Source organism: Mesorhizobium ciceri biovar biserrulae (assembly GCF_001618845.1).
Classification (GTDB): Bacteria; Pseudomonadota; Alphaproteobacteria; order Rhizobiales; family Rhizobiaceae; genus Mesorhizobium; species Mesorhizobium ciceri.
In genome coordinates this window covers 3724750-3748937 of the sequence record NZ_CP015064.1, presented here as the reverse complement: position 1 = coordinate 3748937, position 24188 = coordinate 3724750, and the positions used below count along the sequence as shown (strand labels likewise).

Genomic DNA, 24188 nt, shown 5'->3' with positions numbered 1-24188 from the left:
TCGAAACCCCTCGCTTGCGAGGACAAAAAGGGAGGATAAGTGCATGAGCATGACGATGAGAAGGACAGTTCTGCGCTCGACCGTCGTGGCCGCCGCCACGGTGCTTGCCGCTGCGATCTCCACCTTGCCCGCGCAGGCGCTCGACGCCAAATGGTGCAAGGACGTCCACATCCGCTTCTTCGTCGGCGGCGCCGAGGGCGACGCTTTCGGCACCATCGTCTACAATGGCGCCAAGCAGGCAGAGGCCGATCTGGGGCCGAAGGTCGACTACATCTTCTCCCAGTGGGACATCGAAAAGATGGTGCAGCAACTGCGCGAGGCCGTCGCGGTCAAGCCCAACGGCATCGCCATGATGGGCCATCCGGGCGACGCATCGATCATGCCGCTCGCCGAACAGGCGCACAAGGACGGCATCAAGATGATGTACCAGAACGTGCCTGTGCCGAAGGTGGTGGAAGCGTTCGGCGGCGGCTATGTCGGCGCCCAGCAGGAACAGCAGGGCCGTGCGCTCGGCGCAGAGGCGTTCAAGCTGGGCAAGCTGAAGGCCGGCGACAAGGCGATCATGATCGGTCCGTTCGAAAACGAAAGTCGCGGCGCGCGCGAACGCGGCACGGTGGCAGCGCTCAAGGACGCCGGCGTCGAGGTCATCCAGTTGTCCTCACCGCCGAGCGGCGAATGGGCGTCCGATCCCAATCTGGCCATTCCGGTGATCACCGCGGCGCTGCTCAACAATCCCGACGTCAAGGCGGTCGGCTATCCCGGCGGGCAGATGCTCGGCAATGTCTCGACCTATATGCAGGCGGCCGGACGCAAGGCGGGCGAGATCTTCAATTTCGGCTTCGACACCAGCCCGCAGATCGTCGAGGGTTTCAAGGGTGGCTGGGTGCAATTGACCGCCGACCAGCAGCCGTTCCTGCAGGGCTATCTGCCGATCCTCAGCCTCTGCCAGCAGGTTGTGCTGGGGCTGGCGCCGATGAATGTCGACACCGGCGCCGGCTTCGTCACGCCCGAAAATTACGAGATCGTCGCCGAGCTCGCCAAGCAGGCGCTGCGCTGACCTCCCAAGCCGCCGGCCGGGATCTCAGGCCCCGGCCGGCGGGACCGCTGGCGACGACGCCGGCACGAGACAATGAAAGCGAGCATCCGATGGCCGAACGCCTCATCGAACTGCGCGACATCAGCAAGTCCTATGGCCAGGTCTATGCGCTGGGCGGGGTCAATCTCAGCGTCGACCGCGGCGAGGTGGTCGGCCTGCTCGGTGACAATGGCGCCGGCAAGTCGACGCTGATCAAGATTCTCTCGGGCGTGGTCAAGCCGACCAGCGGCGAAATCCTCGTGCGTGGTAAGCCGGTGACCGGGTGGAGCGCGGCGCGTTCCCGCGAAGCCGGCATCGAGACGGTGTTCCAGGACCGGGCGCTGGCCGTGCAGCAGACCATCGTTCGCAACATCTTCATGGGCCGCGAGCTGACCGGCTTCTTGGGCTTTCTCAGGGTCAACAAGGAGATCGAGGAGGCAAGCCGGCTGATGCGCGAGATCGGCTTCACCTCGAAAGTGTTCACGCCGCAGTCGATCGTCGGCCAGCTTTCGGGCGGCGAACGCCAGGGCGTGGCGATCGCCCGCGCCATCTACAAGCAGGCCGAGCTGATCGTCCTCGACGAGCCGACGACGGCGCTGTCGCTGACCGAAACCGCCAAGGTGTTCCATTTCGTGCGCCAGGTGCGGGCGAGCGGCCGCTCGATTCTGTTCATCGGCCACAACATCCATCATGTCTTCGACATCGCCGATCGCTTCGTCGTGCTGGATCGCGGCAAGGTCGCGCTGACGACCGACCGCAGCGAGGTCAAGTCGGCCGAAGACCTCATCAACTTCATGGAAGAGGTCGCGCATCCCGGCGGATTGGCCGGGCTGCACGATGCCGGCGACGCGGAGCAGAGAGCACGATGAGCAAGACCATGGAGCCCGACCTGCACGAGCCGTCCGCCGGCATTCCACGCCCCAGTGCCCAGAAAGAGTGGAAACACCCATCCGATCACTGGATGCGCGGCTTCATCCTCGACAACCGTGCCGCGCTCGGCACGCTCGCCGTGTTCATCGTCATGATGACGGTGTTCCTGATCGCCAACCCGACCGTTTTCACCACCTGGTATCTCTACCGTTCGGTGCTGACGACGCTCCCCGTTGCGCTGTTCGTGGTGGTGCCGCTGGTCTTCGTCGTCACCTGCGGCGAGATCGACCTGTCGTTTCCGGCAACGATGGGCTTCGCCTCATGGGTCTTCGCGCTGGTCGTGCAGGCCGGTTACGATCCGTTTCTCGGCATCGCCGCGGCACTCGTCACCGGCATGCTGCTCGGCTTCCTCGTAGGCTCGCTGGTCGTCTATGGCGGGCTGTCGTCGTTGATCGCCACGCTGGGCATGAATTTCCTGCTGCGCGGCCTGATCCAGATCATCAACGAGGGCAAGTCGATGGCGCTGACCAGCCTCAGCGACAGCTGGGCTTACACGATCTTCTCCAGCCAGCTCCTGGGCATTCCGGTGCAGATCTTCTGGGCCATCGGCTTCGTCGTGCTGTCGGCGATGCTCTACAACCGGCACCGCTTCGGCGCCCAGGTGAGGGTGGTCGGCGACAATCCAGACAGCGCCCAGCAGATGGGCATCGACGTCAAGCGTGTGCGGGTGAAAGTCTTCGTCTTCGTCGGCATCGGCGCGGCCATCGCCGGCACCTTCTCGGTGATGATCAACTTCACCTGGTGGCCGACCGCCGGCGACGGCTATCTCCTGCCGGTGCTGGCCTCGGTGTTCGTCGGCGGCACGCCGACCTGGGGCGGCATCGGCACCGTCGTCGGCGGCGCCATCGGCGCGGTTACCGTGTCCTTCATCCAGACCGGCGTCGTGGCGGCGGGATTAAGCGGTTTCTATGTGCAGTTCTTCAACGGGCTGATCATCATCCTGTCGCTGCTGGGGCACAAATGGAATCAGGCGCGGTATCGGTGAGGGGCTGTTTCGTTGGCGGACCGCATGCCTTGACGATTGGCGTAGACATCAATCACTTCGTCATCCACGGGTCTGCGCCGCGTCGCTACGCTCCTTGCGGATGACGAAGGTGAGGCTTCCGCGGGGAAAACGCCATCTTCACACCGCGGCGACAAACCCGTCCAGCACGCGTTTCTGGCCGGCTTTGTCGAAGTCGATGGTCAGCTTGTTGCCTTCGATGGCCGAGATGTTGCCGTTGCCGAATTTCTGGTGGAAGACACGGTCGCCGACGTTGAAGGCGGACGGCTTGTCGGAGACGGATTTGGCGACCAGTTCGCCGTCGATGGTGCGGCCCTTGACCGAGGTGCGGCCGGCGCCGTAGCCGCTGTCCGTCTCGCCGTAGCCGATGCGCTCGACCTGGTGGCCGGAGCGCGAGCCCCAGTTGCGGTCGGTCGCCTCGGTGCGGTTGGCCTGCGCGCGCTGCCAGCCCGGCGTCGCATAGGTGTTGGAGAAGGCGCCGGATTTTTCGCTGTCGGCGCCGACATTGTCGAAGCGCGAGGCGCCATAGGGGTTCTGCCGTCCTGCGCCCTGGCCGCCGCGGCCGGAGGCAAAGGAACCGCCGCCATAGGAATTGCCGTAGCCGCCGTAGGAGTTGCCGCTTTCAGCGACCTCGACATGGGCGTTCGGCAATTCCTCGAGGAAACGCGACGGGATCGTCGACTGCCATAGGCCATGGATCTGGCGGTTGGAGACAAACCAGATATGCAGGTTCTTCTTGGCCCGCGTCAGGCCGACATAGGCGAGGCGGCGCTCTTCCTCCAGCCCGGAGCGGCCGCCTTCGTCGAGCGCGCGCTGATGCGGGAACAGGCCTTCCTCCCAGCCGGGCAGGAAGACGGTCTCGAATTCGAGGCCCTTGGCCGAATGCAGCGTCATGATCGAGACGGCGTCGAGCCCGGCATTCTGTTCGGCGTCCATGACCAGCGCGACGTGCTCGAGGAAGGAGCGCAGCGATTCGTACTCCTCCATCGAGCGGATCAGCTCTTTCAGGTTCTCCAGCCGGCCGGGGGCTTCGACCGAGCGGTCGTTCTTCCACATGTCCGTGTAGCCGCTCTCTTCGAGAATGGTCTCGGCGAGTTCGGTGTGCGGCGTGGTTTCCAGCGCCTTCTGCCAGCGCTCGAAATTGGCCGCCACTTCGCGCAAGGCGGCGCGCGGCTTCGGCTTCAACTCGTCGCTTTCGGCGAGCTTGGCGGCGGCCTCGAGCATAGGGATGCGCAGCGCACGGGCGGTGTCGTGGATCTGGCGGATGGTGGCTTCGCCCAAGCCGCGCTTGGGCACATTGACGATACGTTCGAAAGCGAGGTCGTCGGCGCCCTGCGCGACGACACGGAAGAAAGCCATGGCGTCGCGGATTTCCAGGCGCTCGTAGAAGCGCGGGCCACCGATGACGCGGTAGTTGAGGCCGAGTGTGATGAAGCGATCCTCGAAGGCCCGCATCTGGAAGGATGCACGGACAAGAATAGCCATGTCGTTGAGATTGTGCTTCTGGCGCTGATAGGCCTCGATGGTCTCACCGATGGCGCGGGCTTCTTCTTCGGAATCCCAGGCGGCGTGGACATTGACCTTGCCATCCTCGGGATCGTTGCGATCCGTGAACAGCGTCTTGCCGAAGCGGCCCTCATTGTGAGCGATGAGGTGGGAGGCGGCACCAAGGATGTGCGCAGTCGAGCGGTAGTTGCGCTCCAGCCGGATGATGGTGGCGCCGGGGAAATCCTTGTCGAAACGCAGGATGTTGTCGACCTCGGCGCCGCGCCAGCCATAGATGGATTGGTCGTCATCGCCGACGCAGCAGATGTTTACGGTGGCGCGGGTTTCGGCCGAAGAGCGCCCAATCTCCCCCTCAAGGGGGGAGATCGGCTTGCCTTGAGGCCTTTGCGCCAACAGCCGCAGCCACATGTACTGGGCGGTGTTGGTGTCCTGGTACTCGTCGACGAGGATGTACTTGAAGCGCTTATGGTATTCCTTCAGCACGTCCGGATTGGCGCGCAAGATGCGGATCGGGTGGCAGAGCAGGTCGCCGAAATCGCAGGCGTTCAGCGTCTTCAGCCGCTCCTGATAGGCCTTGTAGAGTTCGCGGCCCTTGCCGTTGGCGAAGGCGCGCGCGTCGCCCTCGGCAATGTCGGCGGGGCCTTGCCCCTTGTTCTTCCAGCCGTCGATCATCTGGGCGAACTGCTTGGCCGGCCAGCGCTTGTCGTCCAGCCCCTCGGCCTGGATCAACTGCTTGATCAGCCGCACGACGTCGTCGGTGTCGAGGATGGTGAAGTCGGAGCGCAAACCGGCGAGTTCGGCATGTCTGCGAAGCAGCTTCACTCCAATCGAGTGGAAGGTGCCGAGCCACGGCATGCCCTCTACATTGCCTTCGCCGATCAGCACGCCGATGCGGATCTTCATCTCGCGCGCGGCCTTGTTGGTGAAGGTCACCGCGAGGATCTGCGACGGAAACGCCTTGCCGGTGGCGAGGATGTGGGCGATGCGGGTGGTGAGCACGCGGGTCTTGCCGGTGCCGGCGCCGGCCAACACCAGAACCGGGCCCTCCGTTGTTTCAACAGCTAGCCGCTGCTCCGGGTTGAGGCCCTTCAGATAGTCGGGTGCGTTGTTGTGTCCGCTGCGGGCAGCCATGGCGCGCGCGGCGATACCCGACGGGGCCGAGGGCCGCGCATTGGGTTCGTCGAAAAAGGGCATGTCTTCGGAAAAGCCGGACATCGCCCCCGAATGTAGTGATTCGGTGGGGAAAGACCAGAACTGTCTACCTTTTGTTCCGCTAAAGTGCTGGCGGCAAGGATGTATGGGCTGTTCAGGCCTTGCGGTAGCCGAGAGCGACGAAAAATCGCTGCCCTAACGAACGCGCCTCATCGGTCATCACGGCGCCGAGTGCCGTCTGCATCCGGTCGTAGTAATGGCTGCCCGCAGGGGACGCGAGAAATGCCGCGTAAAGCCTGAGATCGTCGAGCGACAAGTCACGATAGGCGAAAGCATTTCCTTCCATGATCCCCTTTTCGGCTTTTTCACGAAGGTTGCCGGCCTGCTTGTGCACCAGCACCATTATCTGCTGATCCGATAAAGGCTGCCCGGCTGCCGCGAGCATTCCCGAAACCATCGCATAGCCCATGTTCAATGCGATCGCTTCAGCCATGTCCACGGCGCTGGTATCGTCGACGATTTTCCGGTACAGCGCGAGCCGTGCCGGATCTCCCGCCTGAAGTCCTCCAAGGATTTTCGGACCTTCGATCTTCTTGCGCCCCACGGCTTGCGGATCGGACGCTTGGATCTCCAGGGCTGTGACCCGCCTGCCCAATGGTGAATCGAAGAAAGCAGCCAGATCGGTGAGATCGACGGGCTGCAACCGGCCCGTCATCCGCGCCTCTACGGCTTTCTCCATCCTGTCAGCGTCAAAAGCGCCTTCAGCGGCGGCGGACAAGGCTTCCTTGACTTTTTCCGGCCCCGGCACGGATTTGATGCCGGCGACTATGCTTGGGCCGAGGCCGGCCAGCATCTCGTGGAAGCCGCTTGCCTTGTTGATCTCCTCGAGCGTTTGTGCCGACGCCGGTTGACTGCCAGCCATAAGCACGACGAAGCCGAACAGCGCGCCGGCAATGCGCATCCATGGCGGAAAGACGAAGGGCATGACTCGGTCTACTCCACGGTGATGCTGCGACGGAGACTGCTCGATAACCCGACCGCAGGCAAGATGAATTGCCACCTTGGCGTGTGGGCCAGCTTGACAGGCGGGGCGGGCAGGAGAAAGCTGTGCGCAGGGCAGGAACGGGACATCGGGCTGTCCTTGGCGTGGCAAAGCGCAACAGTCGAAGGAGTATCATCTTGGCTGTCACCATCACCTCCCTCATTCTTTTCCTCATCGGCCTGGCACTCGGCGGCGGCGGCATCCGCCTGGCGATGCTGGGCGGCAGCTGGTACTATGTCGTTGCTGGCCTTGCCTTCCTGATCGCCGCCTGGCTGCTCTACCGGCGCCGGTCCACCGCGCTGTGGCTCTACGCGGCGATCGTGCTCGGCACACTGGCCTGGGCGGTCTGGGAAACCGGCTTCGACTGGTGGGAACTCGGGCCTCGCGGCGGCGTCATCGTGCTTCTCGCTTTGTGGCTGCTGACGCCGTGGGCGAGGCGGGGTCTTGTCGGCCCTGACGCACGCGCGCCGCTGATCCTTGCCGTGCTGGCATCACTGGCCGTCGCCGGTTATTCGATGACTACAGATCCGAAGGACATTGCCGGCGAACTCGGCACCGACAAGGTGGTCGCCAACGCCAATCTCGGCAATGACGTGCCGGCCGGCGAGTGGCACTATTACGGCCGCACGCAGTTCGGCCAGCGCTATTCGCCGCTCGACCAGATCACACCGGACAATGTCGCCAAGCTGCAGCCTGCCTGGACCTACCAGACCGGCGACGTGAAGGGACCGGACGATGTCGGCGAGACCACCTATCAGGTGACGCCGCTGAAGATCGGCGACACGCTCTACATCTGCACGCCGCATAATTTCGCCATCGCCATCGATGCCGCGAGCGGCAAGGAGAAATGGCGCTTCGATCCCAAGGTCAAGCTTGACAAGGACCGCCAGCACCAGACCTGCCGCGGCGTGGCCTATTACGCCGATGCCGCCGGCGCCGCCGGCCAGCCCTGTGCGACCCGCGTCTACCTGCCGACCTCGGATGCGCGGCTGATCGCGCTCGACGCCGCCAACGGGCAGATCTGCCCGGCTTTCGCCGAGGGCGGCACGCTGAACCTTCTGACCAACATGCCCTATCCGAAGTCGGGCTATTATTACTCGACCTCGGCACCGCTGATCTCAGGCGGCAAGATCATTGTCGGCGGCGCGGTCAACGACAATTATTCGACGCAGGAGCCGTCCGGCGTCATCCGCGCCTACGACGCTGCCACCGGCGCGCTGGTGTGGAACTGGGATTCCGGCAATCCGGACCAGACGACGCCGCTGCCGGCCGGCCAGACATATACCGCCAACTCGCCCAACATGTGGTCGACGCCGAGCGCCGACGAGAAGCTCGGCCTGCTCTACGTGCCGCTCGGCAACCAGACGCCGGATCAGCTCGGCGCCGGGCGCAGTGCCAATGTCGAGAAGTTCTCGTCGTCGATCACCGCGCTCGACCTCAACACCGGACAGGTGCGATGGGTGCGGCAGACCGTGCACCACGATCTCTGGGACATGGACGTACCGGCGCAGCCGAGCCTGATCGACATCACCAAACCCGACGGCACGGTGGTGCCGGCGCTGGTCGGACCGACCAAGCAGGGCGATCTGTATGTGCTCGACCGCCGCACCGGTGAGCCGGTCATCGCGGTCAACGAAGTGCCGGCGCCCGGCGGCGCGATCGAAGGCGACCACACATCGCCGACGCAGCCGGTCTCCGACCTCACCTTCATGCCGAAGCCGCTGACCGGCGCCGACATGTGGGGCCTCACCATGTTCGACCAGTTGGCCTGCCGGATCGAATTCCAGGGCCTGCGCTATGAGGGTCGCTATACGCCGCCTTCCGTCCAGGGCTCGCTGATCTACCCCGGCAATTTCGGCACCTTCAACTGGGGTGGCGTCGCCGTCGACCCGGTCCGGCAGGTGCTGTTCGGCATGCCGACCTATCTGGCGTTCAAGTCGCAGTTGATCCCGCGCGATCAGGTGCCGCCGCCGGACGAAGGGCGGGGCAGCGAACAGGGGCTGAACCGCAACGAGGGCGCGCCCTATGCGGTGGTGATGGGACCGTTCCTGTCGCCGCTCGGCATTCCTTGCCAGGCGCCGCCCTGGGGCTATGTCGCCGGTGCCGATCTCAGGACCGGCAAGATCGCCTACAAGCACCGCAACGGCACCGTCTACGACATGACGCCGCTGCCGCTGCCGCTGAAGGTCGGCGTGCCCGGCATCGGCGGGCCGATGATCACCGCCGGCGGCGTCGCCTTCCTGGGGGCCGCAGTCGACGACTACCTGCGCGCCTACGACCTGACATCGGGCAAGCAGCTGTGGCAGGCGCGGCTGCCGGCCGGCGGGCAATCGACGCCGATGACCTATACGGTCGCCGACGGCCGCCAGTTCGTGGTCATCGTCGCCGGCGGCCACGGTTCGGTCGGCACCAAGCCTGGTGACTATGTGATGGCCTACGCGCTGCCGAAGTAGGGGCGACAGGGTAACGCGATCTTTCAGAGGTCGCGCCGCCCCTCATCTGTGCCGGTATCTTTTCCCCACATAGTGACGGGGAAAAGTGCCCGACTGGGCGATGAGGGGCGGGAAATCTTCCGATCGGCCCGTTGTCGATCAGCCAATCCCCAAATGACCCTTCAGGCTGGGCACCGAGCCGAGCACCTTGTTGGTCAGGTCGGGGCCGGCGGCGGCTTCGGCCTGCTGGATCAGCGTCGCGCCGGCCTTCTGGATCTGCGCCATGTCGAGCCCGGATGCCTTGAGCGCGGCGATGCCGTTGATCAGCGCGCCGGCCTTCTCGCCGAGAACGCCGCCAAGCGCGCCCTGCAACGACGACAGAAAACCGCCACCGCCGGCCGGAGCGGCGGCCATGACGTCATATTGATGGGCGAGGTCGTCGGCGCCGGGGATTTTGGCGAAGAACGCCGAGGCGCTGGTGCCTTCCGCCTCGTGTTCGAGCACCGAGAAAATGGTGCCGACGACTTTCTCCGTCGTCGCCTGGTCGAGGCCCGCCTTCTGCGAAACGGTGTTGACGATGTCCTGGACGTTCATGGCGTCACCTCAACCCTGGGTTTTCGTGTTGCGGTTCCGCTCAGTGCGGACCCTGATCAACGATAGTCTGCCTGCATTCACAACTATCGAGCGTAGGGCCAAAGCGGCGGCCCCCGCAAGGACGACCGCGCTGGCGAGGATCGGGGAAGGCATGGTCATGGTCTCGCTTCCTTCTGGGTCTGAGGCACGCGGTCAAGATACCGTCGATAGCCACCTTCCTTCACGATTGTGGCAGCGCCAGCAGGATTTATCGCCAATGACTAAAAAGTGATGACACGGCCGCGCATGGGCACCGGCTTTGCTGCCCGGACGTGGCCGGCGGCATACGCCTGAGGCGATCGACGGCAGCGATGAGTGCTCGACTGGATCATGCCGGCTTGGTCCCTATGTAGCTGGGAATTGAAGCCCGAAGCAGAGGAGCCCATCCATGACGAGACCCGACGCCAAGCCCACCATCACCCAGGCGATGATCGACGCCTATGACGAGTACACGCATCTGACGCTCGATCGCCGCCGGTTCATGGAGCGGTTGACCCGGCTTGCCGGATCAGGTGCGGCGGCGGCAGCGATCGCGCCGCTTCTGGCGGCCAATTCGGCGCAAGCAGCAATCGTCGCCGACAACGATCCGCGCGTGAAGGGCGAGGACATCAGCTACCCCGGCGGCAGCGGCGAGATGAAGGGCTATCTGGTCAAGCCGGCGAACCAGGCGGGCAAGCTCGGTACCGTCATCGTCGTGCATGAGAACAGGGGGCTCAACCCGCATATCCGCGATGTGGCGCGGCGCGTGGCGCTGGAAGGCTTCGTGGCGCTGGCGCCGGATTTTCTGTCGCCGCTCGGCGGCACGCCGACCGACGAAGACAAGGCGCGCGACATGTTCGGCAAGCTCGATCCGGCGCAGACCATCGCTGACGGTGTTGCGACCGTCGCTTTCCTCAAGAGCGACAAGGACGGCAACGGCAAGGTCGGCGCTATCGGCTTCTGCTGGGGCGGTGGCACGGTCAACATGCTGGCCGTCAACGCGCCCGATCTCAGTGCCGGCGTTGCCTATTACGGCATGCAGCCGAAGGCCGCCGATGTATCCAAGATCAAGGCGGCCTTGCTGCTGCACTATGGCGGACTCGACGAGCGCATCAATGCCGGCATCGACGCCTTCAAGAAGGAACTCGACGCGGCGCATGTCGACTACACGGTCTATGTTTATGAAGGCGCCAACCACGCCTTCAACAACGACACGTCGGCGGCGCGCTACGACAAGAAGGCGGCTGACCTCGCCTGGGGCAGAACGATCGCCTTCCTTCGGGAAAAACTGAAATGACTTCAGCTGTCATGCCGCCGGCGCCCAGGCGGTTTCGAAGGCCGGCGACAGGGTGAAGCCGGCCGGCCGCGCCGAAACGGGGGGCGGGCGGCGCACGCCTTCCTGCAGGTACCGCAACGCCGACGTCAGCCCGTTCATCGTGTAAGGCTTGGCTATGAAGCCGATCGCGCCGGCGAAATGATCGGGGATGCGCTTCGGATTGGCGGTCATGAACACCACCGTCGAACTCTTCCTTTCGCCTATGTACTTGGCCACGTCGATGCCGGACGGCCCGTCACTCAGATGGATGTCGACGAAGGCGATATCGGCTTCGGTCGCATCCGCCATGGCCATGGCTTCCGCCGAAGAGGTCGCCCAGCCGACGACGCTGTGGCCGGCGTCCTCGACAAGGCTCTCCAGCTCCATTGCCAGCAGCGCTTCGTCCTCGATGATCAGGACCTTGAGCGGCTCAATCATGACACATTCCCTTTTTCCTGAGGTTCGTTCGGGATCGAGATAACGACCTTCGTGCCGGGGCCGGTGTCGCGCCATTCGATCTCGGCATGCAACTGGCGGGCGAGCGATTTGATCAGCCGCATGCCGAACGAGGCATCGCCGTTGGCGTCGGCCATGCCGACGCCGTCGTCCGACACCTCGATATTCAAATGGCCGTCGGGCTGGCTCATTTTGATGCCCAGGCGGCCGGCCGACATTCCGTCGGGCTTGGACTTGAAGGCATGCTTGAGAGCATTGGTGACGAGTTCGTTGACCATCAGAGCGACGGGCGTTGCCTTTTCCGCGGAAATGACGATCGGTTCCAGGTCGAGAGCCGGACTGATCTCAGAGCGCCCCGACGCCGTCAGCAGGTCTGTCACCAGATCCTTGGCGAAATCCGCCACATCGAACTTGCTGACGTCCTTCGACTGATAAAGCCGCCGATGCACCGTGCTCAGGGCTTCGATGCGCTCCAGCATGGTGGTCAACGAACGCCTGATCGCTTCGTCCCGTATGGTCCGCCGCTGCATAATGATGAGGGAAGAGATCATCTGCAGGTTGTTTTTCACCCGGTGATCCACCTCATGCAGCAAGGTGGTCTGCGCCTCGAGGGCGGCTTCCAGTTCCGCGGTGCGCTCCTTCACCGCCTTTTCGAAGCGGTCCTTGTCCGCGTTGATGCGACTCTCCGATTGTTTGCGATCCGAGACGTCGAGCTGCGATGCGAAAAAGAACTGCAAATCGCCTTTGTCGTTCGAAACCGGGCTGATGTAGAGCGCGTTCCAGAAGGTCGAGCCGTCCTTGCGGTAGTTCAGGATATCGACGCTGACATCGGTTTCATCCTCGATCGCCGCGCGTATCTGTTCGACAGCGGCCTTGTCGGTCTTCGGTCCCTGCAGGAAGCGGCAGTTCCTGCCCAGAACCTCATGACGCTCATATCCGGTCAGTCGCAGGAAAGCGTCATTGGCGAACACGATAGGATTGTCCTGCTGTCGGGGATCGGTAATGATCATCGACATGCGGGTGGCGCGGATAGCCGCCGCGAACGGATCGCCCTTGCCGTGCTCGACATGCAGATCGTCCGTCATGTGCCATGCGTCGGCAGGCTCCCTGGTCCGTTTCCATTCCATTCTGTCACTCCAAGCCATTTTCGCGGGTGACAACGGATCAGACGCCGATTTGGTTCAATCTTGAGCCTTCCTGTCGCAGTTCGTACCGAGAATCAGGCCTCCGGAGTTAGCCGGCCGATGCCGGCTTGTGGAAGGCGACGCCGGCGACCACCAGCGCAATGCCGAGGCAATCGATAAAACCCGGAATCTGGCGCAGCACGACGACGCCGATCAGCGTCGCGGTGACCGGCAGCAGCGACAGCATCAGCGCGAAGCTCGCGCGTGGCAGCCGCGACATGGCGAGCTGGTCGCAGATGTAAGGAATGACCGACGAGCAGATGCCGACGCCGATGGCGGCGAGCAGCAGCGGCAGTGAGAAAAAGGCCGGCAGCGCATCGGTGAAGCCGATCGGCAGCACGACGATGAAGGCGATCGCCATGGCAGCACCCAGGCCGGCGATGCCGCTGCCGGCGCCTGAAGCGGCGACGCGATGGCCGAGTACGATGTAACCGACAAACAGCGCCCCGTTGAGGATGGCCCAGAACAGCCCGATGGGATCGTCGGACCATCTGACATCGATGAGCAGCAAGGTGCCGGCGACGGCGATGGCAAGGGCGGCGAGATTACGCGTGCTCCTGAGGCCGATCGCCGCGACGCCGATGATGCCGACGAATTCGATCGCCGCCACCAGCGAGATCGGCAGTCGGTCGAGCGCCAGGTAGAACGAACAGTTCATCACCGCCAGACAGGCGCCGAAGGCCAGCAACAGCAGCCGCGTCGTGCGATCGGCGCGTGCGAAGCTTCGCCATGGACGGGTCAGGGGTGCGAAGATGAGTGCTGCCGTGGCGATGCGCAGCCACGCCATGCCGAGCACGCCGACATGCGGGAAAAGCAGCACGGCGAAGGCCGGCCCGAGATAGTGGAAGACGGCGCTGACGCCGAACCAGACATGCGGCGGCAGTTTTTCCGTCAGCTTGCCCAGGGTGAAGTTGCCCGGGGCAGGGGTCGCCGCGAGAGCTTGCGTTTGATCATCCATCGGATCAGTATCGCAGGCAGATTTGCCTATTTATATAGATGATGATTAGCTCTTTCGGCTATCTTTCTCCCGGAATAAAGGAGTTTTCCATGAAGCGCCTTCGAACTGAAAGCGCCGATCTCGATGCCGCCGACATGAAGATCCTGCGCCTGCTGGAAAAGGACGCGCGCACCAGCACGGCGGAGCTGGCACGCTCGGTGGGCCTGTCGGCACCGAGTGTGACTGAGCGCATCAAGCGGCTGCAGGAAAGCGGCGTCATCGAGGCCTATTCGGTCAGGATCAACCCGACGGCACTCGGCCTGCCGCTGTCGGCATGGCTGCGCATCCGGCCAGTGCCGGGGCAGTTGGCCGTCGTGGCCGAGATCATCCGCGAACTGCCGGAGATCGTGCAATGCGACCGCGTAACCGGAGAGGATTGTTTCATCGCGCTGGCGCATGTCGGGTCGGTGGTCGACCTCGAGCGGGTGATCGACCGCATCATTCCCTACGCGATGACCAACACGGCGATCATCCAGTCCTCGCCGGTGGTGGCGCGTTCGGCCCTGGCGGCGTTGAGGCGCCAGGCTTGACCTGCGGGGATTGTTCCGTTCGAGGACCTTATGCGTGGCCGCGCTTCATGCGCGCCTGTTTCAGGATGGCGCGCCAGCGGATCATGTCGAACGGGATCGGCTCGTTGTTGTTGGCGATGTGGAAGATCTCATTGTTGACGTTCTTGAGCGAGCGCCAGAAATCGTAGTCGGTGATGCGCGGATCGGCAGCCAACCTGTCCACCTCGACCTTGATGTCGGTTTTCATGCACTTTCCTCGAACCGGCGCCGCGCCGCCCGTGTCGCTACCTCGATGCAGATCGTTTTCGACCGGCCCGCTGAGTCGCGCAACGGCTCAAATGGCTTGTTCCCGTTAAAACCTTGGTAAGGTTAACGAGGGCGCCGCGCCGCTTCAAGCGCCGCCGCCGGTCGATGGCAAGGTTCTGCGATTTTAGATCGCCGGTGTGGCTTTGAAGCCGGAAACGAGACGTGTCGGCATCGCCCTATTTGCGTTTGATGCCGATCGAGCGGCCGGCCCGTTCCGGCATCGGCAGGGCCGAATGGGCGGCGCGCATGTCTTCGACCCTGGCCAGCACATCGGCGGGGAAGGGCGCCACCTTCGGCCCGGACATGTCGACATGCAGCGACAGCGATTCGGAAGTCGCGGCCAGCCAGCCGTCGACATGGCGGATTTCCTGATAGGCCCGCAGCCGCTTATCGTCATGGTCGATGAGCTGGAAAGAGACCGTGACCTTGTGCTCGAGATGCAGCTCCTGCACGTAGCAGACATGGACTTCGGCGGTGTAGATGGTGAGGCGGCGATCCCTGGCATAGTTCGGTCCCATGCCCATTGCCTCGAAGGCGTCGTCCGAGCAGCGGTCGAACAGCACGTTGTAATAGGCCATGTTGAGATGGCCGTTGTAGTCGATCCAGTCCTTCTCGATGTCCATGGGTTTCGAGACGAAGGGAGTGGGTATGGGCATCGAAACTTCCTTCTGGTGCTGGACAGAGCGTGGCTCCGGAGACTCTATTTGTTCTGACGCAATTTCGGACGGAAAACCGCTTCACACTTTTCCTGGAATTGCTTTACGCATCCATAGACGCATAACAAGCATGGACGCTGGTCCATTCGCGGAGGAATTCATGGCTCTGAGCGACCTCAACCCGGTCGAACGCAACGAGGAAGGCATCGCTGCGGTGCTCGGCATCCTCAAGCAGCAGCTCGGCGAGCGATTCCAGACCGGCCAGGCGATCCGCTCGCAGCATGCACATACCACCACCTACATTCCGACGCAGGCACCGGATGGCGTTGCGTTCCCCGAGACGACGGCCGAGGTGCAGGAGATCGTGCGCGCCTGTGCGGCGCACCGCGTGCCGGTGATCGCCTTCGGCGTCGGTTCCTCGCTGGAGGGTCACACCAACGCACCCGGCGGCGGCATATCGGTCGACACCTCGCGCATGAACCGTATCCTGGCCGTCAATCCACAGGATCTCGACTGCACGGTCGAACCCGGCGTCACCCGCGAGGATTTGAACCGGCACCTGCGCGACACCGGCCTGTTCTTTCCGATCGATCCCGGCGCCAATGCCTCGCTGGGCGGCATGGCCGCAACGCGGGCCTCCGGCACCAACGCGGTGCGCTACGGCACGATGCGCGAGAACGTGCTGTCGCTGACCGCCGTCATGGCCGACGGCGAAACGGTGACGACCGGCAAGCGGGCGAAAAAGAGCTCGGCCGGCTATGATCTGACGCGGCTGCTGGTCGGCTCGGAAGGCACGCTCGGCATCATCACGTCGCTGACTTTGAAGCTGCAAGGCATCCCGCAGGCGATTTCGGGCGGCGTCTGCCCGTTTCCGAGCGTCGAGGCGGCCTGCAACGCGGTCATCGCGACGATCCAGATGGGCATCCCGGTGGCGCGCATCGAACTGGTCAACGCCTTGCAGATGCGGGCGATGAAGAATTATTCCAAGCTCGACTATCCCGAGAGCCCGTGCCTGTTCGTCGAGTTTCATGGCAGCGATGCCGGCGTTGCCGAACAGGCCGAAACCTTCGGCATGATCGCGGAGGAAAATGGCGGCGGGCCGTTCCTGTGGACCAGCGTCGCCGAGGAGCGCACCAAATTGTGGAAGGCGAGGCACGACGCCTACTGGTCGTCGCTGACCCTGCGGCCGGGAGCCAAGGGGCTGTCGACCGATGTCTGCGTGCCGATCTCGCGCTTTGCCGAATGCGTCATGGAAACCGAGGCCGATATCGCCGAGATGGGCCTGATCGCGCCGATCGTCGGCCATGCCGGCGACGGCAATTTCCACGTGCTTGTGCTGATGGATGTGAACGATCCCAAGGAGATCGCGCTGTCGGAAAAATTCGTCGCGCGGCTCAACATGCGAGCCATCGCCATGGACGGCACCTGCACCGGCGAGCACGGCATCGGCCAGGGCAAGATCGGCTTCCTGCGCTACGAGCTCGGCCACGGCGTCGACATCATGCGCACCATCAAGCAGGCGCTGGATCCGCAAAACATCATGAATCCGGGCAAAATCCTGCCGCAAAACTAGCCAGTCCTTCGACGCAAGGTTCGCATGCGGCTTTGTCCTGGACCGAGCCACGTTTCAGGCCGAGATCGGCCGCACGGTGGGCCTGGAATTGCCGGCACCTTCGGAACCGATTCCCACCTTTTCACGTTGCGGCAACCGACGCATATCGTCAAAGCGGAGCGGCCGCCCATGAACTGGAAAGGCGTCTGGAAGAATCAATACGGGTCCATTGTCGAGATCACCGATGATGCGGACAATCGTATATCGGGATCGTTTCGAACCGCGCTGCCGGATAGCGGTTTCCATGGCCAGGAGATTCCGATTTTAGGCGTTCACCGCGGCGACTGCATCAGTTTTGCCGGCGGCGGAAAGACGGCGGTTGGGGATGCGATCGTTTCCTACACCGGCCTCCTTCGGGCGGGCAAAATGGAGACGTTGTGGTTTGTCGTCTCGGATGCGGCGATAAAGGCCGGCGGCGAGGGTCAACCCGCGAAAATCGAAAAGCTGAATTGGTGGCGTTCGATGTCGACCAGCGCGGACACGTTCCAAAGAAGCTAGTCCCGATGGCAGCTCGTTCGGGCTTCACGCGCGACGCACCGGCTCGGCCTGATGAAGATAGCCGGTGAACGTGTCGGGAGACGTGGGTTTCGACAACTGGGTCACGATCCTGCCGACCTCGCCGCGATGATAGCCGCCATGGGTAATGACGTGTGCCAACATCTCCTCGCGTGACATTTCCCCTGGAGCACCACTGGTAAAGGTGAAGGGGATCGGCTCCGCCAGAGCTTCGGGCTCCAGCTGTTCGACATAGCGCAGATACCACTGGTCGGTTTCGGTGATCGCCTTCGATAACTCGGCGAGTGTCGGCGTGCTGCTCGTGCCTGTATCGCGAAAACCGTGCTTCTGCTTCTGGACGTTCGAGGCAAAAATCTTGTCGACGACATGCGCGTGATTGATGGTCTCGAGGATCGTGCCGAACTGCTCTTCTGATACGTCGCTCTCGATCCCTGCCAGCAAGGCAAGCAGTCCATCATCAGCCCATGAGTTGTAGCGGAATAGGGAGTGAAGCAGGGTCTTGCTGCTCATGATGGCCTCTCGTTGTTTAGGTGACAGGCGGGACTTGCTTGTCGCGGCCCGCTCGATAAATGTGAGCTGACAGTCGCATTTTGCGGAAGAAGCCCCGATATGGCTACTCGCGTTCCCTTGCAATCTGGAAGCGTGCGCAAAGCACCACGGCAGCAGCGTTCGCGTGCGACCGTGGACACGATCGTGGAGGCGGCGGCTCGCGTTCTGGCACGGCGCGGCTGGGCGGATTTCACCACCAATGAAACGGCGTCCGTGGGCGGCGTCAGCGTCGGTTCGATCTACCAGTATTTCCCCAACAAGCTGGCCTTGGCGGAGGAGATCCGCAAACGCCATCTCGACGCGGTGCTCGCGGCCATATCCGGTTCGGATGAGCGCGGCTCAGCGATCGCGGTGGAACAGCGGGCGGCCAAGCTTGTCGATGGCGTCGTCGCCGCCCACAGCGTCGATCAGGAACTGCATCGCGTACTGATCGACGAAGTGCCGCTTGCCGCCCGCTCGACGCAGGATCAGTTCGAGGCGGAGTATCTGCGCCGCTACCGGGCGGTAATCGCGTCGGCCAAGGGCAAGGCCGATCCCGAACGCGACGACATTGCCGCGCGCGTGCTGTCGGGCGCGGTCGAAGGGGTCGTGCACGCCGCGGCGCGACATGGCGAACTCCAATCGCCGGCCTTGCGAGCGGAACTCATCGAACTGGTCTGCGCCTATCTGGGCAGCCGACGCACGGGCTGATCCTCGGCATCTAACTGAGCCCGACTAGCTCTTCTGTGTACCCTCGACAAGCGCCTGCAGCATGGGGCGGGTTGGCGCGAAGACGGCGAAGTCGGCGTCTTCATCGCCGATGAGCGCAGAGGCGGGCAAGTCGAGGCCGGTCGGGTTGGCGGTCCCGTCGACGAAGCCGAGCAGGTCGCGCGCATCGAAATAGCGAAAGCCGGAAACCTCATCGATGACGCTTACGCCGTCACCGAGATTGTCGAGCAGGATGCGCTCGAACTCGAAGCACATGTCGGGTCGCTCGGAGCGGATGTGGAAGAGAAGATCGCCGGCGGTCGAAGGCGCCGAATGAACGGCACCCTTGATCGGCGCGAACGGTTTCAGTTCCAGCGGCCGCCGGTCTGGAGAGAGACGATCCCAGAGATCGCGGCCGATGCCGGCGATGCACGACAGCCGCCCGGAAAGGTCGCGGAACCCGACATTTTTGACCAGGTCGTCGAGTTTGCCGAGCACCGACGCAACCTTGGCGAGCGCGCTCTGCCCACTGGCGACGGCGACGACAAGAAAGACCGCCGAAAGCGACAGCGGAGCGTCGACACTTTGCGCATCGATCGGCACGCGATCCCAGTTCTTGCCCGACATCCGATTTCTCCGCTTCGCCGGGATTTGTTTCAGATCACCGGAGATCGCGCAACTGGATGAATTGCCTCTTTATCGACACGCGGATGCGGGTAGAGTGCGGCAGAATTTCATTCAACCCATTCGGAGCTGATGCTCGCACGCCTGTTCGTGATCTTCGGTGGCCTGTTCGTGCTGGTGCTGTGTGCGGCGCTGGTGGTGCCGTATTTTATCGATTGGACCGGCTACCGCGCCGATTTCGAACGCGAAGCGAGCGCAATCCTCGGCCGCAAGGTGACCGTGCAGGGCGAAGCCACGGCAAGGCTGTTGCCGTTCCCCTCGGTGACCTTCTCGAATGTCGCCGTCGCCGGCGGCCCCAACGGCCAGCCGGCCATGACGGTCGAGACGTTTTCGATGGATGCGGAACTGGCGCCGTTCCTGCGCGGCGAAGTGCTGATCTTCGACATGCGGCTGGTGCGGCCGAAGGCGACCATCGATATCGCCAATGACGGCACGGTCGACTGGGCGATGCGGCCGTCCTCGCCCTTCGACCCAAGCCAGATCTCGATCGAGAAGCTGACGGTGACGGAGGGTCAGATCGAAGTTCGCCATGCCGCTGGCGGGCGCAGCCATCTGTTTTCCGAGATCAACTCGACCATATCGGCCAAGTCACTGGCCGGCCCATGGCGCATGGACGGCACGCTGCGGCTGGACGGGTTGCGCACCGCGGTCACCGCGTCCACCGGCAAGGCCGAAGGCTCAGGACAGATGCGGTTTCGGCTGAAGGCCGATCCGGACGCGTATCCGCTGGTCATCGAGACCGACGGCAATGCCGGCATCGTCAATGGAGCCGCCGTCTACTCCGGCCAGTTCAAGATTTCCGGTGCCGACAAGAACAGCGCCGAGCTGCGCGGCACCGATGGCGAGACGGTGAAAGTCTCGGCCGGTAAGCCCGATCCGGGCTTTCGGCTGAACGGCAAATTTTCGCTCGACCACCAGAAACTCGGGGTCGACGAATTCCGCTTCGAGACCGGGCCGCTCGACAACCCCTACACCGCCGATGGCAAGGCTTCTGTCGATCTCGGGCTGAAACCGAGTTTCGCCATCGAGGCCAATGGCGCGCAGGTGCAGTTCGACGAGGCGGTGGGCGCCGAAGCCGGCGCCGGCCTGACGCTGGACCAGCGCATCGCGGCGTTCGAGCAAGCGCTGCTCGATATGCCGAAGCCGACCATCCCCGGCACGGTCGAGGTCAAGCTGCCGGCGGTGGTGGTCGGCGACACCACGGTGCGCGACGTGCATCTTTCCGCCGAGCCGGTCGATGGCGGCTGGTCGGTGAAATCGCTTGCCGCGACCTTGCCCGGCCGCACCACGCTGGAAGCGGATGGCATGCTGGTGCTCAATTTGGAGGGTCATTTCGGCTTCAACGGCTCGCTGCTGCTGGCCGTGGCCCAACCTTCCGGCTTTGCCGCCTGGCTGTCGAAGGATGTCGACGAGGCGATCCGCCGCCTGCCGGCCGCCGGCTTCAAGGCCAAGGTCGACCTCTCGCAGAAGCGCCAGGCCTTCAGCGATCTCGAACTGATCCTGGGCAAGGCGAAGTTTTCCGGCCGCATCGATTCCAGCCAGCCCGACGATGCCAAGCCCTCGGTGCTGATGCGGCTTGAAGGCGGTGATCTCGATGTCGACGGGCTGGCGGCCTTCGCCTCGATCTTCGTCAGCGACAAGGGCGCCAATCGCTTTGCCGACCGCGACCTCGATTTCCAGATCAAGGCCGGGCCGGTCAACGCCGGTGGGTTGACCGCCGACACGGTCGACACGGCGCTCAGGCTGCGCGACGGGCTGCTCGAAATCGACCGGCTTTCGGTGGGCGGGCTGGCCGGCGCCTCGATCAGCGCCACCGGCCGGATCAAGGATTTCCCCGCGAGCCCGACCGGCAAGCTCGATGCGTCGGTGGTTGCCGTCGATCTGAAGCCGCTGATCGATGTCGCCGCCCAGCACTATCCCGACAGCGCCGTGCTCAGGGGACTGTCGGGCCGTGCTGCTGCCTATCCCGAGCTGTTCCAGGATGCGCGCATCGACCTGGTGGCGAGTGCAGCCGACAATGGCGACGGCACCACGGGCCTGGCGGTAAGCGGGCAAGGCAAGGCGGGCGGCTCGGCCTTTTCGGCGTCGCTGTCGGGGAAGGGGGCGGTGGACAAGCTTCTCGAAGCGCCGGTGGCGCTGACCTTCAACGCCAAGAATCCTGATGCCACCGCACTGCTGGCGCTCTATGGCCTGCCGGCGCTGCCGCTCGGCATGCTGGGCGAGGCAAACACCGATATTCAGGCCAAGGGCACGTTTGGCGGCGGCCTGGCGACGAATTTCAGCCTTGCCGGCAATGACTTCAAGGCCGGTTTCGAGGGAACGATCGCCGACACGCCGCAAGGCCTCGCCGCCAAGGGCAAGCTCAGCCTCGATGCCGCCGACATCGAGCCATGGCTGATGACGTCGGGCATCGGCCTGCCAGGCATGGGGGCGGGCATGTCGACGTCGCTCGCCGCGCAGGGCGACTACGGCAACGGCCTGCTGGTGCTGGACGAACTCAGCGGCGCCATCAACGAAGCGGCGGTGTCCGGCGACGTCAATATCGATGTAAAGGACGGCGTGCCACATCTGGCCGGGGCGCTGGCGCTCGACGAACTCGACCTCGATCCCCTGGCGGTGGCGCTGTTCGGCGATTCCGCCTTTCTAGCCGACAAGGAGGGCGCAGCCAAAGACCGGGCAGGCAAGGGTGGCGTGTGGCCGGCGACACCGTTCAGCCAGAAATCCAGCCTGCCATTCACCGCCGACCTCGACCTGACGACGGCAGCACTGGCCGCCGGCCGGTTCGCCACCGCCTATGACGCCGCCTTTTCGCTCAAGCTCGACCAGGAAGGCATCCGCGTTTCGGATCTCAAGGCGAAGTTGCTGGGCGGAGCGCTGACCGGCCTATTCGAGTTGAAGAACAACAACGGCACCGGGCTGTTCTCTGGCCAGATGAAACTGGCGGGCGCCGATCTGGCGACCGTGCTGCCGGATGCCGGCATCAGCGGCATCGGCGATTTCTCGACGGCGCTGTCAAGCAGCGGCAAATCGGTCGAAGGGATGGTGGCTGCCTTGTCAGGCTCCGGAACTGCGGCGTTGAAGGGCGTGAAAGTTGCTGGCCTCAATCCAGATGCGTTCAGTGCGTTCCTCGCCAAGGCGGATGCGATCGGGCGCGACATCGATGCGGCCAAGACCGCCGGCTTCGCGCCCGAGATCGCCGCTGATGGCAGCTTTGCCGCTGGCGATGCCGACATAGCCTTCACGGTTGCCGGCGGCACGCTGCGGGCGCCGCCGGTCAGCCTGGAAAATCCAGCGGCGACCTTGTCCGCCGACATCACGGCGGATCTCAACGCGGCCACGGTGTCGGCCAAGGGTGCGATCACTTATCAGCCTGGCGACGAGGCGCTGGTCGGCTCCGAGCCGGTTGTGAATTTCACCGCCGAGGGGCCGTTCGGCGCGGTCAAACGAGCATTCGACAGTGAGCCGCTGGCGCAGTTCCTGACCCAGCGCGCACTGGAGAAGGAGCAGCAGCGCGTCGAGGCGATGCAGGCCGCGCTGCTCGAGAAGCAGCGGCTGCGGCGCGAAGTGCGCTATTACGCTGCGCTGCAGGATGCTCGCGACAAGGCGGCCGAGGAATTGCGCCGGCAGGAGGAAGCAGCGCGGCTCAAAGCCGAAGCTGACGCCAAGGCCGAAGCCGAAGCGGATGCACAGGCTCAGGCTGAGGCGGACGCAAAGGCTCAGGCCGACGCGAAGGCGAAAGCCAAGGCGGACGCAGATGCCAAAGCCAAGGCCGATGCCGAAGCGAAGGCGGCTGCCGAAAAGCAGGCCGCCGACGAGGCCGCCAAGGCGCAGGCCGAGCAGGAGCGGCAGAAGGCGGAAGAGGCGATGCGTATTGCCTCGCAGGAAAAGGCAAGGCTCGAAGCCGAACGCAAGGCCGCGCAGCCTCCGAAGGTGGAACGGGCGCCGCTGCCGCAGGCCAACGACAATCCGCCGCCGGCCAAGCCGAAGTCCAATCCGTTCACGATCGACAATCTGCTGAAGTCGCTGCAGTAGCGAAAGTTGGAGGTCTCATGACGACTTTGAGCCGTCCTGACTTAAGCGATATTCACCGGGGCGATTGGGTGGATCGCCGATTGCCGTCCGCATGGCGACCATATACGCGACTGGCGCGGCTGGATCGCCCTGTAGGGATATGGCTGACGCTTTTTCCTTGCTGGGCTGCGCTGATACAAGCGTCGCACGGTTTCCCGGACTTTCTGGAACTGGCTGTCTTCTCTCTCGGCGCTTTGCTGATGAGAAGCGCCGGCTCCACGGTCAATGACATTGCGGACCGCAAGTTTGACGGCCATGTCGAGCGGACTCGCTTCCGGCCGCTGGCGAGCGGACAGATGGGCGCCCTGCAGGCCTTTGTCTTTCTGACCGTTGAGCTTGCACTCGCGGCTGCCCTGCTGTTTTTTCTAACTCCCTACACGCGCCTGGTCGCTATCTGCGTTCTGCCGCTCGTGTTCATCTATCCGCTGTGCAAGCGTTTCACCCATTGGCCCCAGGCCGTGCTGGGCGCGGCGTTCAACTGGGGGATGCTTATGGCATGGGCCGAGGTCGCAGGACATATCCCGGTGGGAGCATTGCTTATGTGGGCCGGAGCCATCGCATGGCAGATCGGTTATGACACCGTCTATGCCTACGTTGACGTGAAAGACGACACCCGCCTCGGGCTGAAATCGACAGCGATCTTGTTCGGCCGGCATGGCAAGACCTGCATTGGCCTTTTCTATGCTCTGACGGTTGGCGCGTGGTCGCTTGGAGGTTGGTTGTTGGGCATGTCGCTGCCTTACGCCATTGGAATGCTGGTGGTCGCCGCGCAGCTTGGCTGGCAGACCTGGCGGATTGACCTTGCCCGTCCGGAGGTGAATTTTCGTCTGTTCCTGGCAAATATCCTGACAGGCGTGCTGCTGGCCTTGGCAGCCTTCATCGGAACATGGTGAG

Annotated in this window: 20 protein-coding genes and 1 pseudogene; 11 read left to right on the top strand and 10 right to left on the bottom strand. The window is 63.8% G+C overall.

Features of this window, described 5'->3' with window-relative positions; translation table 11 throughout:
• Positions 1 to 43 precede the first annotated feature (43 nt).
• From A4R29_RS17575 to A4R29_RS17565, 3 genes are all read left to right on the top strand, one after another.
• A complete protein-coding gene (locus tag A4R29_RS17575) occupies positions 44 to 1057 on the top strand; it encodes a substrate-binding domain-containing protein (protein ID WP_063172474.1) in 1014 nt (337 codons plus the stop codon).
• Positions 1058 to 1146: 89 nt separating this feature from the next.
• Positions 1147 to 1944 (top strand): ATP-binding cassette domain-containing protein, encoded by a 798-nt coding sequence (locus tag A4R29_RS17570; protein WP_023813110.1) that lies wholly within the window; start codon positions 1147 to 1149, stop codon positions 1942 to 1944.
• On the top strand, positions 1941 to 2990 hold the full coding sequence (locus A4R29_RS17565; protein WP_024501438.1) for an ABC transporter permease: 1050 nt from the start codon (positions 1941 to 1943) through the stop codon (positions 2988 to 2990). The genes A4R29_RS17570 and A4R29_RS17565 overlap by 4 nt, the downstream gene beginning before the upstream one ends.
• Positions 2991 to 3128: 138 nt before the next feature.
• Here the strand turns inward: A4R29_RS17565 and A4R29_RS17560 are convergent, their stop codons facing one another.
• Positions 3129 to 5729 carry an ATP-dependent helicase gene (locus A4R29_RS17560; RefSeq protein WP_063172473.1) on the bottom strand — a complete coding sequence of 867 codons (2601 nt, stop codon included), beginning with the start codon at positions 5727 to 5729 and terminating at the stop codon, positions 3129 to 3131.
• A gap of 91 nt (positions 5730 to 5820) precedes the next feature.
• The gene (locus tag A4R29_RS17555; RefSeq protein ID WP_063172472.1) at positions 5821 to 6651 is read right to left on the bottom strand and encodes a DUF2059 domain-containing protein; all 831 of its coding nucleotides are present in this window, start codon (positions 6649 to 6651) and stop codon (positions 5821 to 5823) included.
• Between the two features lie 194 nt (positions 6652 to 6845).
• On the opposite strand from A4R29_RS17555, the gene A4R29_RS17550 reads away from it, so the two are divergent.
• Positions 6846 to 9161, top strand: coding sequence for a glucose/quinate/shikimate family membrane-bound PQQ-dependent dehydrogenase (locus A4R29_RS17550; protein ID WP_063172471.1), 2316 nt, complete (start codon positions 6846 to 6848; stop codon positions 9159 to 9161).
• Positions 9162 to 9299: 138 nt separating this feature from the next.
• On the opposite strand, the gene A4R29_RS17545 is transcribed toward A4R29_RS17550, so the two are convergent.
• The gene (locus A4R29_RS17545) at positions 9300 to 9734 is read right to left on the bottom strand and encodes a hypothetical protein (RefSeq protein WP_013530999.1); all 435 of its coding nucleotides are present in this window, start codon (positions 9732 to 9734) and stop codon (positions 9300 to 9302) included.
• A 427-nt stretch (positions 9735 to 10161) separates the two neighbouring features.
• On the opposite strand from A4R29_RS17545, the gene A4R29_RS17540 reads away from it, so the two are divergent.
• Complete coding sequence (locus tag A4R29_RS17540; RefSeq protein ID WP_063172470.1) at positions 10162 to 11049, top strand: dienelactone hydrolase family protein; 888 nt, start codon at positions 10162 to 10164, stop codon at positions 11047 to 11049.
• 9 nt (positions 11050 to 11058) lie between these two features.
• On the opposite strand, the gene A4R29_RS17535 is transcribed toward A4R29_RS17540, so the two are convergent.
• The 3 genes from A4R29_RS17535 to A4R29_RS17525 all read right to left on the bottom strand — a co-directional run bounded on the left by A4R29_RS17535 (position 11059) and on the right by A4R29_RS17525 (position 13665).
• Positions 11059 to 11505: a response regulator gene (locus A4R29_RS17535; protein ID WP_063172469.1), complete on the bottom strand. Its 447-nt coding sequence runs from the start codon at positions 11503 to 11505 to the stop codon at positions 11059 to 11061.
• Positions 11502 to 12650, bottom strand: coding sequence for a histidine kinase dimerization/phosphoacceptor domain -containing protein (locus tag A4R29_RS17530; protein WP_024501432.1), 1149 nt, complete (start codon positions 12648 to 12650; stop codon positions 11502 to 11504). Before A4R29_RS17530 ends, A4R29_RS17535 begins: the two co-directional genes overlap by 4 nt.
• A gap of 106 nt (positions 12651 to 12756) precedes the next feature.
• Positions 12757 to 13665 (bottom strand): EamA family transporter, encoded by a 909-nt coding sequence (locus A4R29_RS17525; RefSeq protein WP_063172468.1) that lies wholly within the window; start codon positions 13663 to 13665, stop codon positions 12757 to 12759.
• Between the two features lie 89 nt (positions 13666 to 13754).
• On the opposite strand from A4R29_RS17525, the gene A4R29_RS17520 reads away from it, so the two are divergent.
• Positions 13755 to 14234 (top strand): Lrp/AsnC family transcriptional regulator, encoded by a 480-nt coding sequence (locus A4R29_RS17520; RefSeq protein WP_063172467.1) that lies wholly within the window; start codon positions 13755 to 13757, stop codon positions 14232 to 14234.
• A gap of 28 nt (positions 14235 to 14262) precedes the next feature.
• On the opposite strand, the gene A4R29_RS17515 is transcribed toward A4R29_RS17520, so the two are convergent.
• Complete coding sequence (locus A4R29_RS17515) at positions 14263 to 14460, bottom strand: hypothetical protein (protein ID WP_013531006.1); 198 nt, start codon at positions 14458 to 14460, stop codon at positions 14263 to 14265.
• 235 nt (positions 14461 to 14695) lie between these two features.
• The gene (locus A4R29_RS17510; RefSeq protein WP_013531007.1) at positions 14696 to 15175 is read right to left on the bottom strand and encodes a thioesterase family protein; all 480 of its coding nucleotides are present in this window, start codon (positions 15173 to 15175) and stop codon (positions 14696 to 14698) included.
• 160 nt (positions 15176 to 15335) lie between these two features.
• Between A4R29_RS17510 and A4R29_RS17505 the strand changes: the two genes are divergently transcribed.
• Together A4R29_RS17505 and A4R29_RS17500 are read left to right on the top strand one after the other, a co-directional pair.
• Positions 15336 to 16748, top strand: coding sequence for an FAD-binding oxidoreductase (locus tag A4R29_RS17505; RefSeq protein WP_063173720.1), 1413 nt, complete (start codon positions 15336 to 15338; stop codon positions 16746 to 16748).
• Positions 16749 to 16916: 168 nt separating this feature from the next.
• Positions 16917 to 17285, top strand: coding sequence for an avidin/streptavidin family protein (locus A4R29_RS17500; protein WP_063173719.1), 369 nt, complete (start codon positions 16917 to 16919; stop codon positions 17283 to 17285).
• 24 nt (positions 17286 to 17309) lie between these two features.
• Here the strand turns inward: A4R29_RS17500 and A4R29_RS17495 are convergent, their stop codons facing one another.
• The gene (locus A4R29_RS17495; protein WP_063172466.1) at positions 17310 to 17813 is read right to left on the bottom strand and encodes a DinB family protein; all 504 of its coding nucleotides are present in this window, start codon (positions 17811 to 17813) and stop codon (positions 17310 to 17312) included.
• 171 nt (positions 17814 to 17984) lie between these two features.
• Here A4R29_RS17495 and A4R29_RS17490 point away from each other — a divergent pair, with 171 nt between their 5' ends.
• Positions 17985 to 18542, top strand: a complete 558-nt coding sequence (locus tag A4R29_RS17490; protein WP_244506836.1) for a TetR/AcrR family transcriptional regulator — start codon at positions 17985 to 17987, stop codon at positions 18540 to 18542.
• Positions 18543 to 18626: 84 nt separating this feature from the next.
• Here A4R29_RS17490 and A4R29_RS17485 read toward each other — a convergent pair.
• Positions 18627 to 19166: pseudogene (locus A4R29_RS17485) on the bottom strand (Dyp-type peroxidase); the annotation flags it as partial.
• Between the two features lie 129 nt (positions 19167 to 19295).
• Here A4R29_RS17485 and A4R29_RS17480 point away from each other — a divergent pair.
• Together A4R29_RS17480 and ubiA are read left to right on the top strand one after the other, a co-directional pair.
• Positions 19296 to 23255 (top strand): AsmA family protein, encoded by a 3960-nt coding sequence (locus tag A4R29_RS17480; protein ID WP_063172464.1) that lies wholly within the window; start codon positions 19296 to 19298, stop codon positions 23253 to 23255.
• Between the two features lie 17 nt (positions 23256 to 23272).
• Positions 23273 to 24187: a 4-hydroxybenzoate octaprenyltransferase gene (ubiA, locus tag A4R29_RS17475; protein WP_063172463.1), complete on the top strand. Its 915-nt coding sequence runs from the start codon at positions 23273 to 23275 to the stop codon at positions 24185 to 24187.
• Position 24188: the final 1 nt, after the last annotated feature.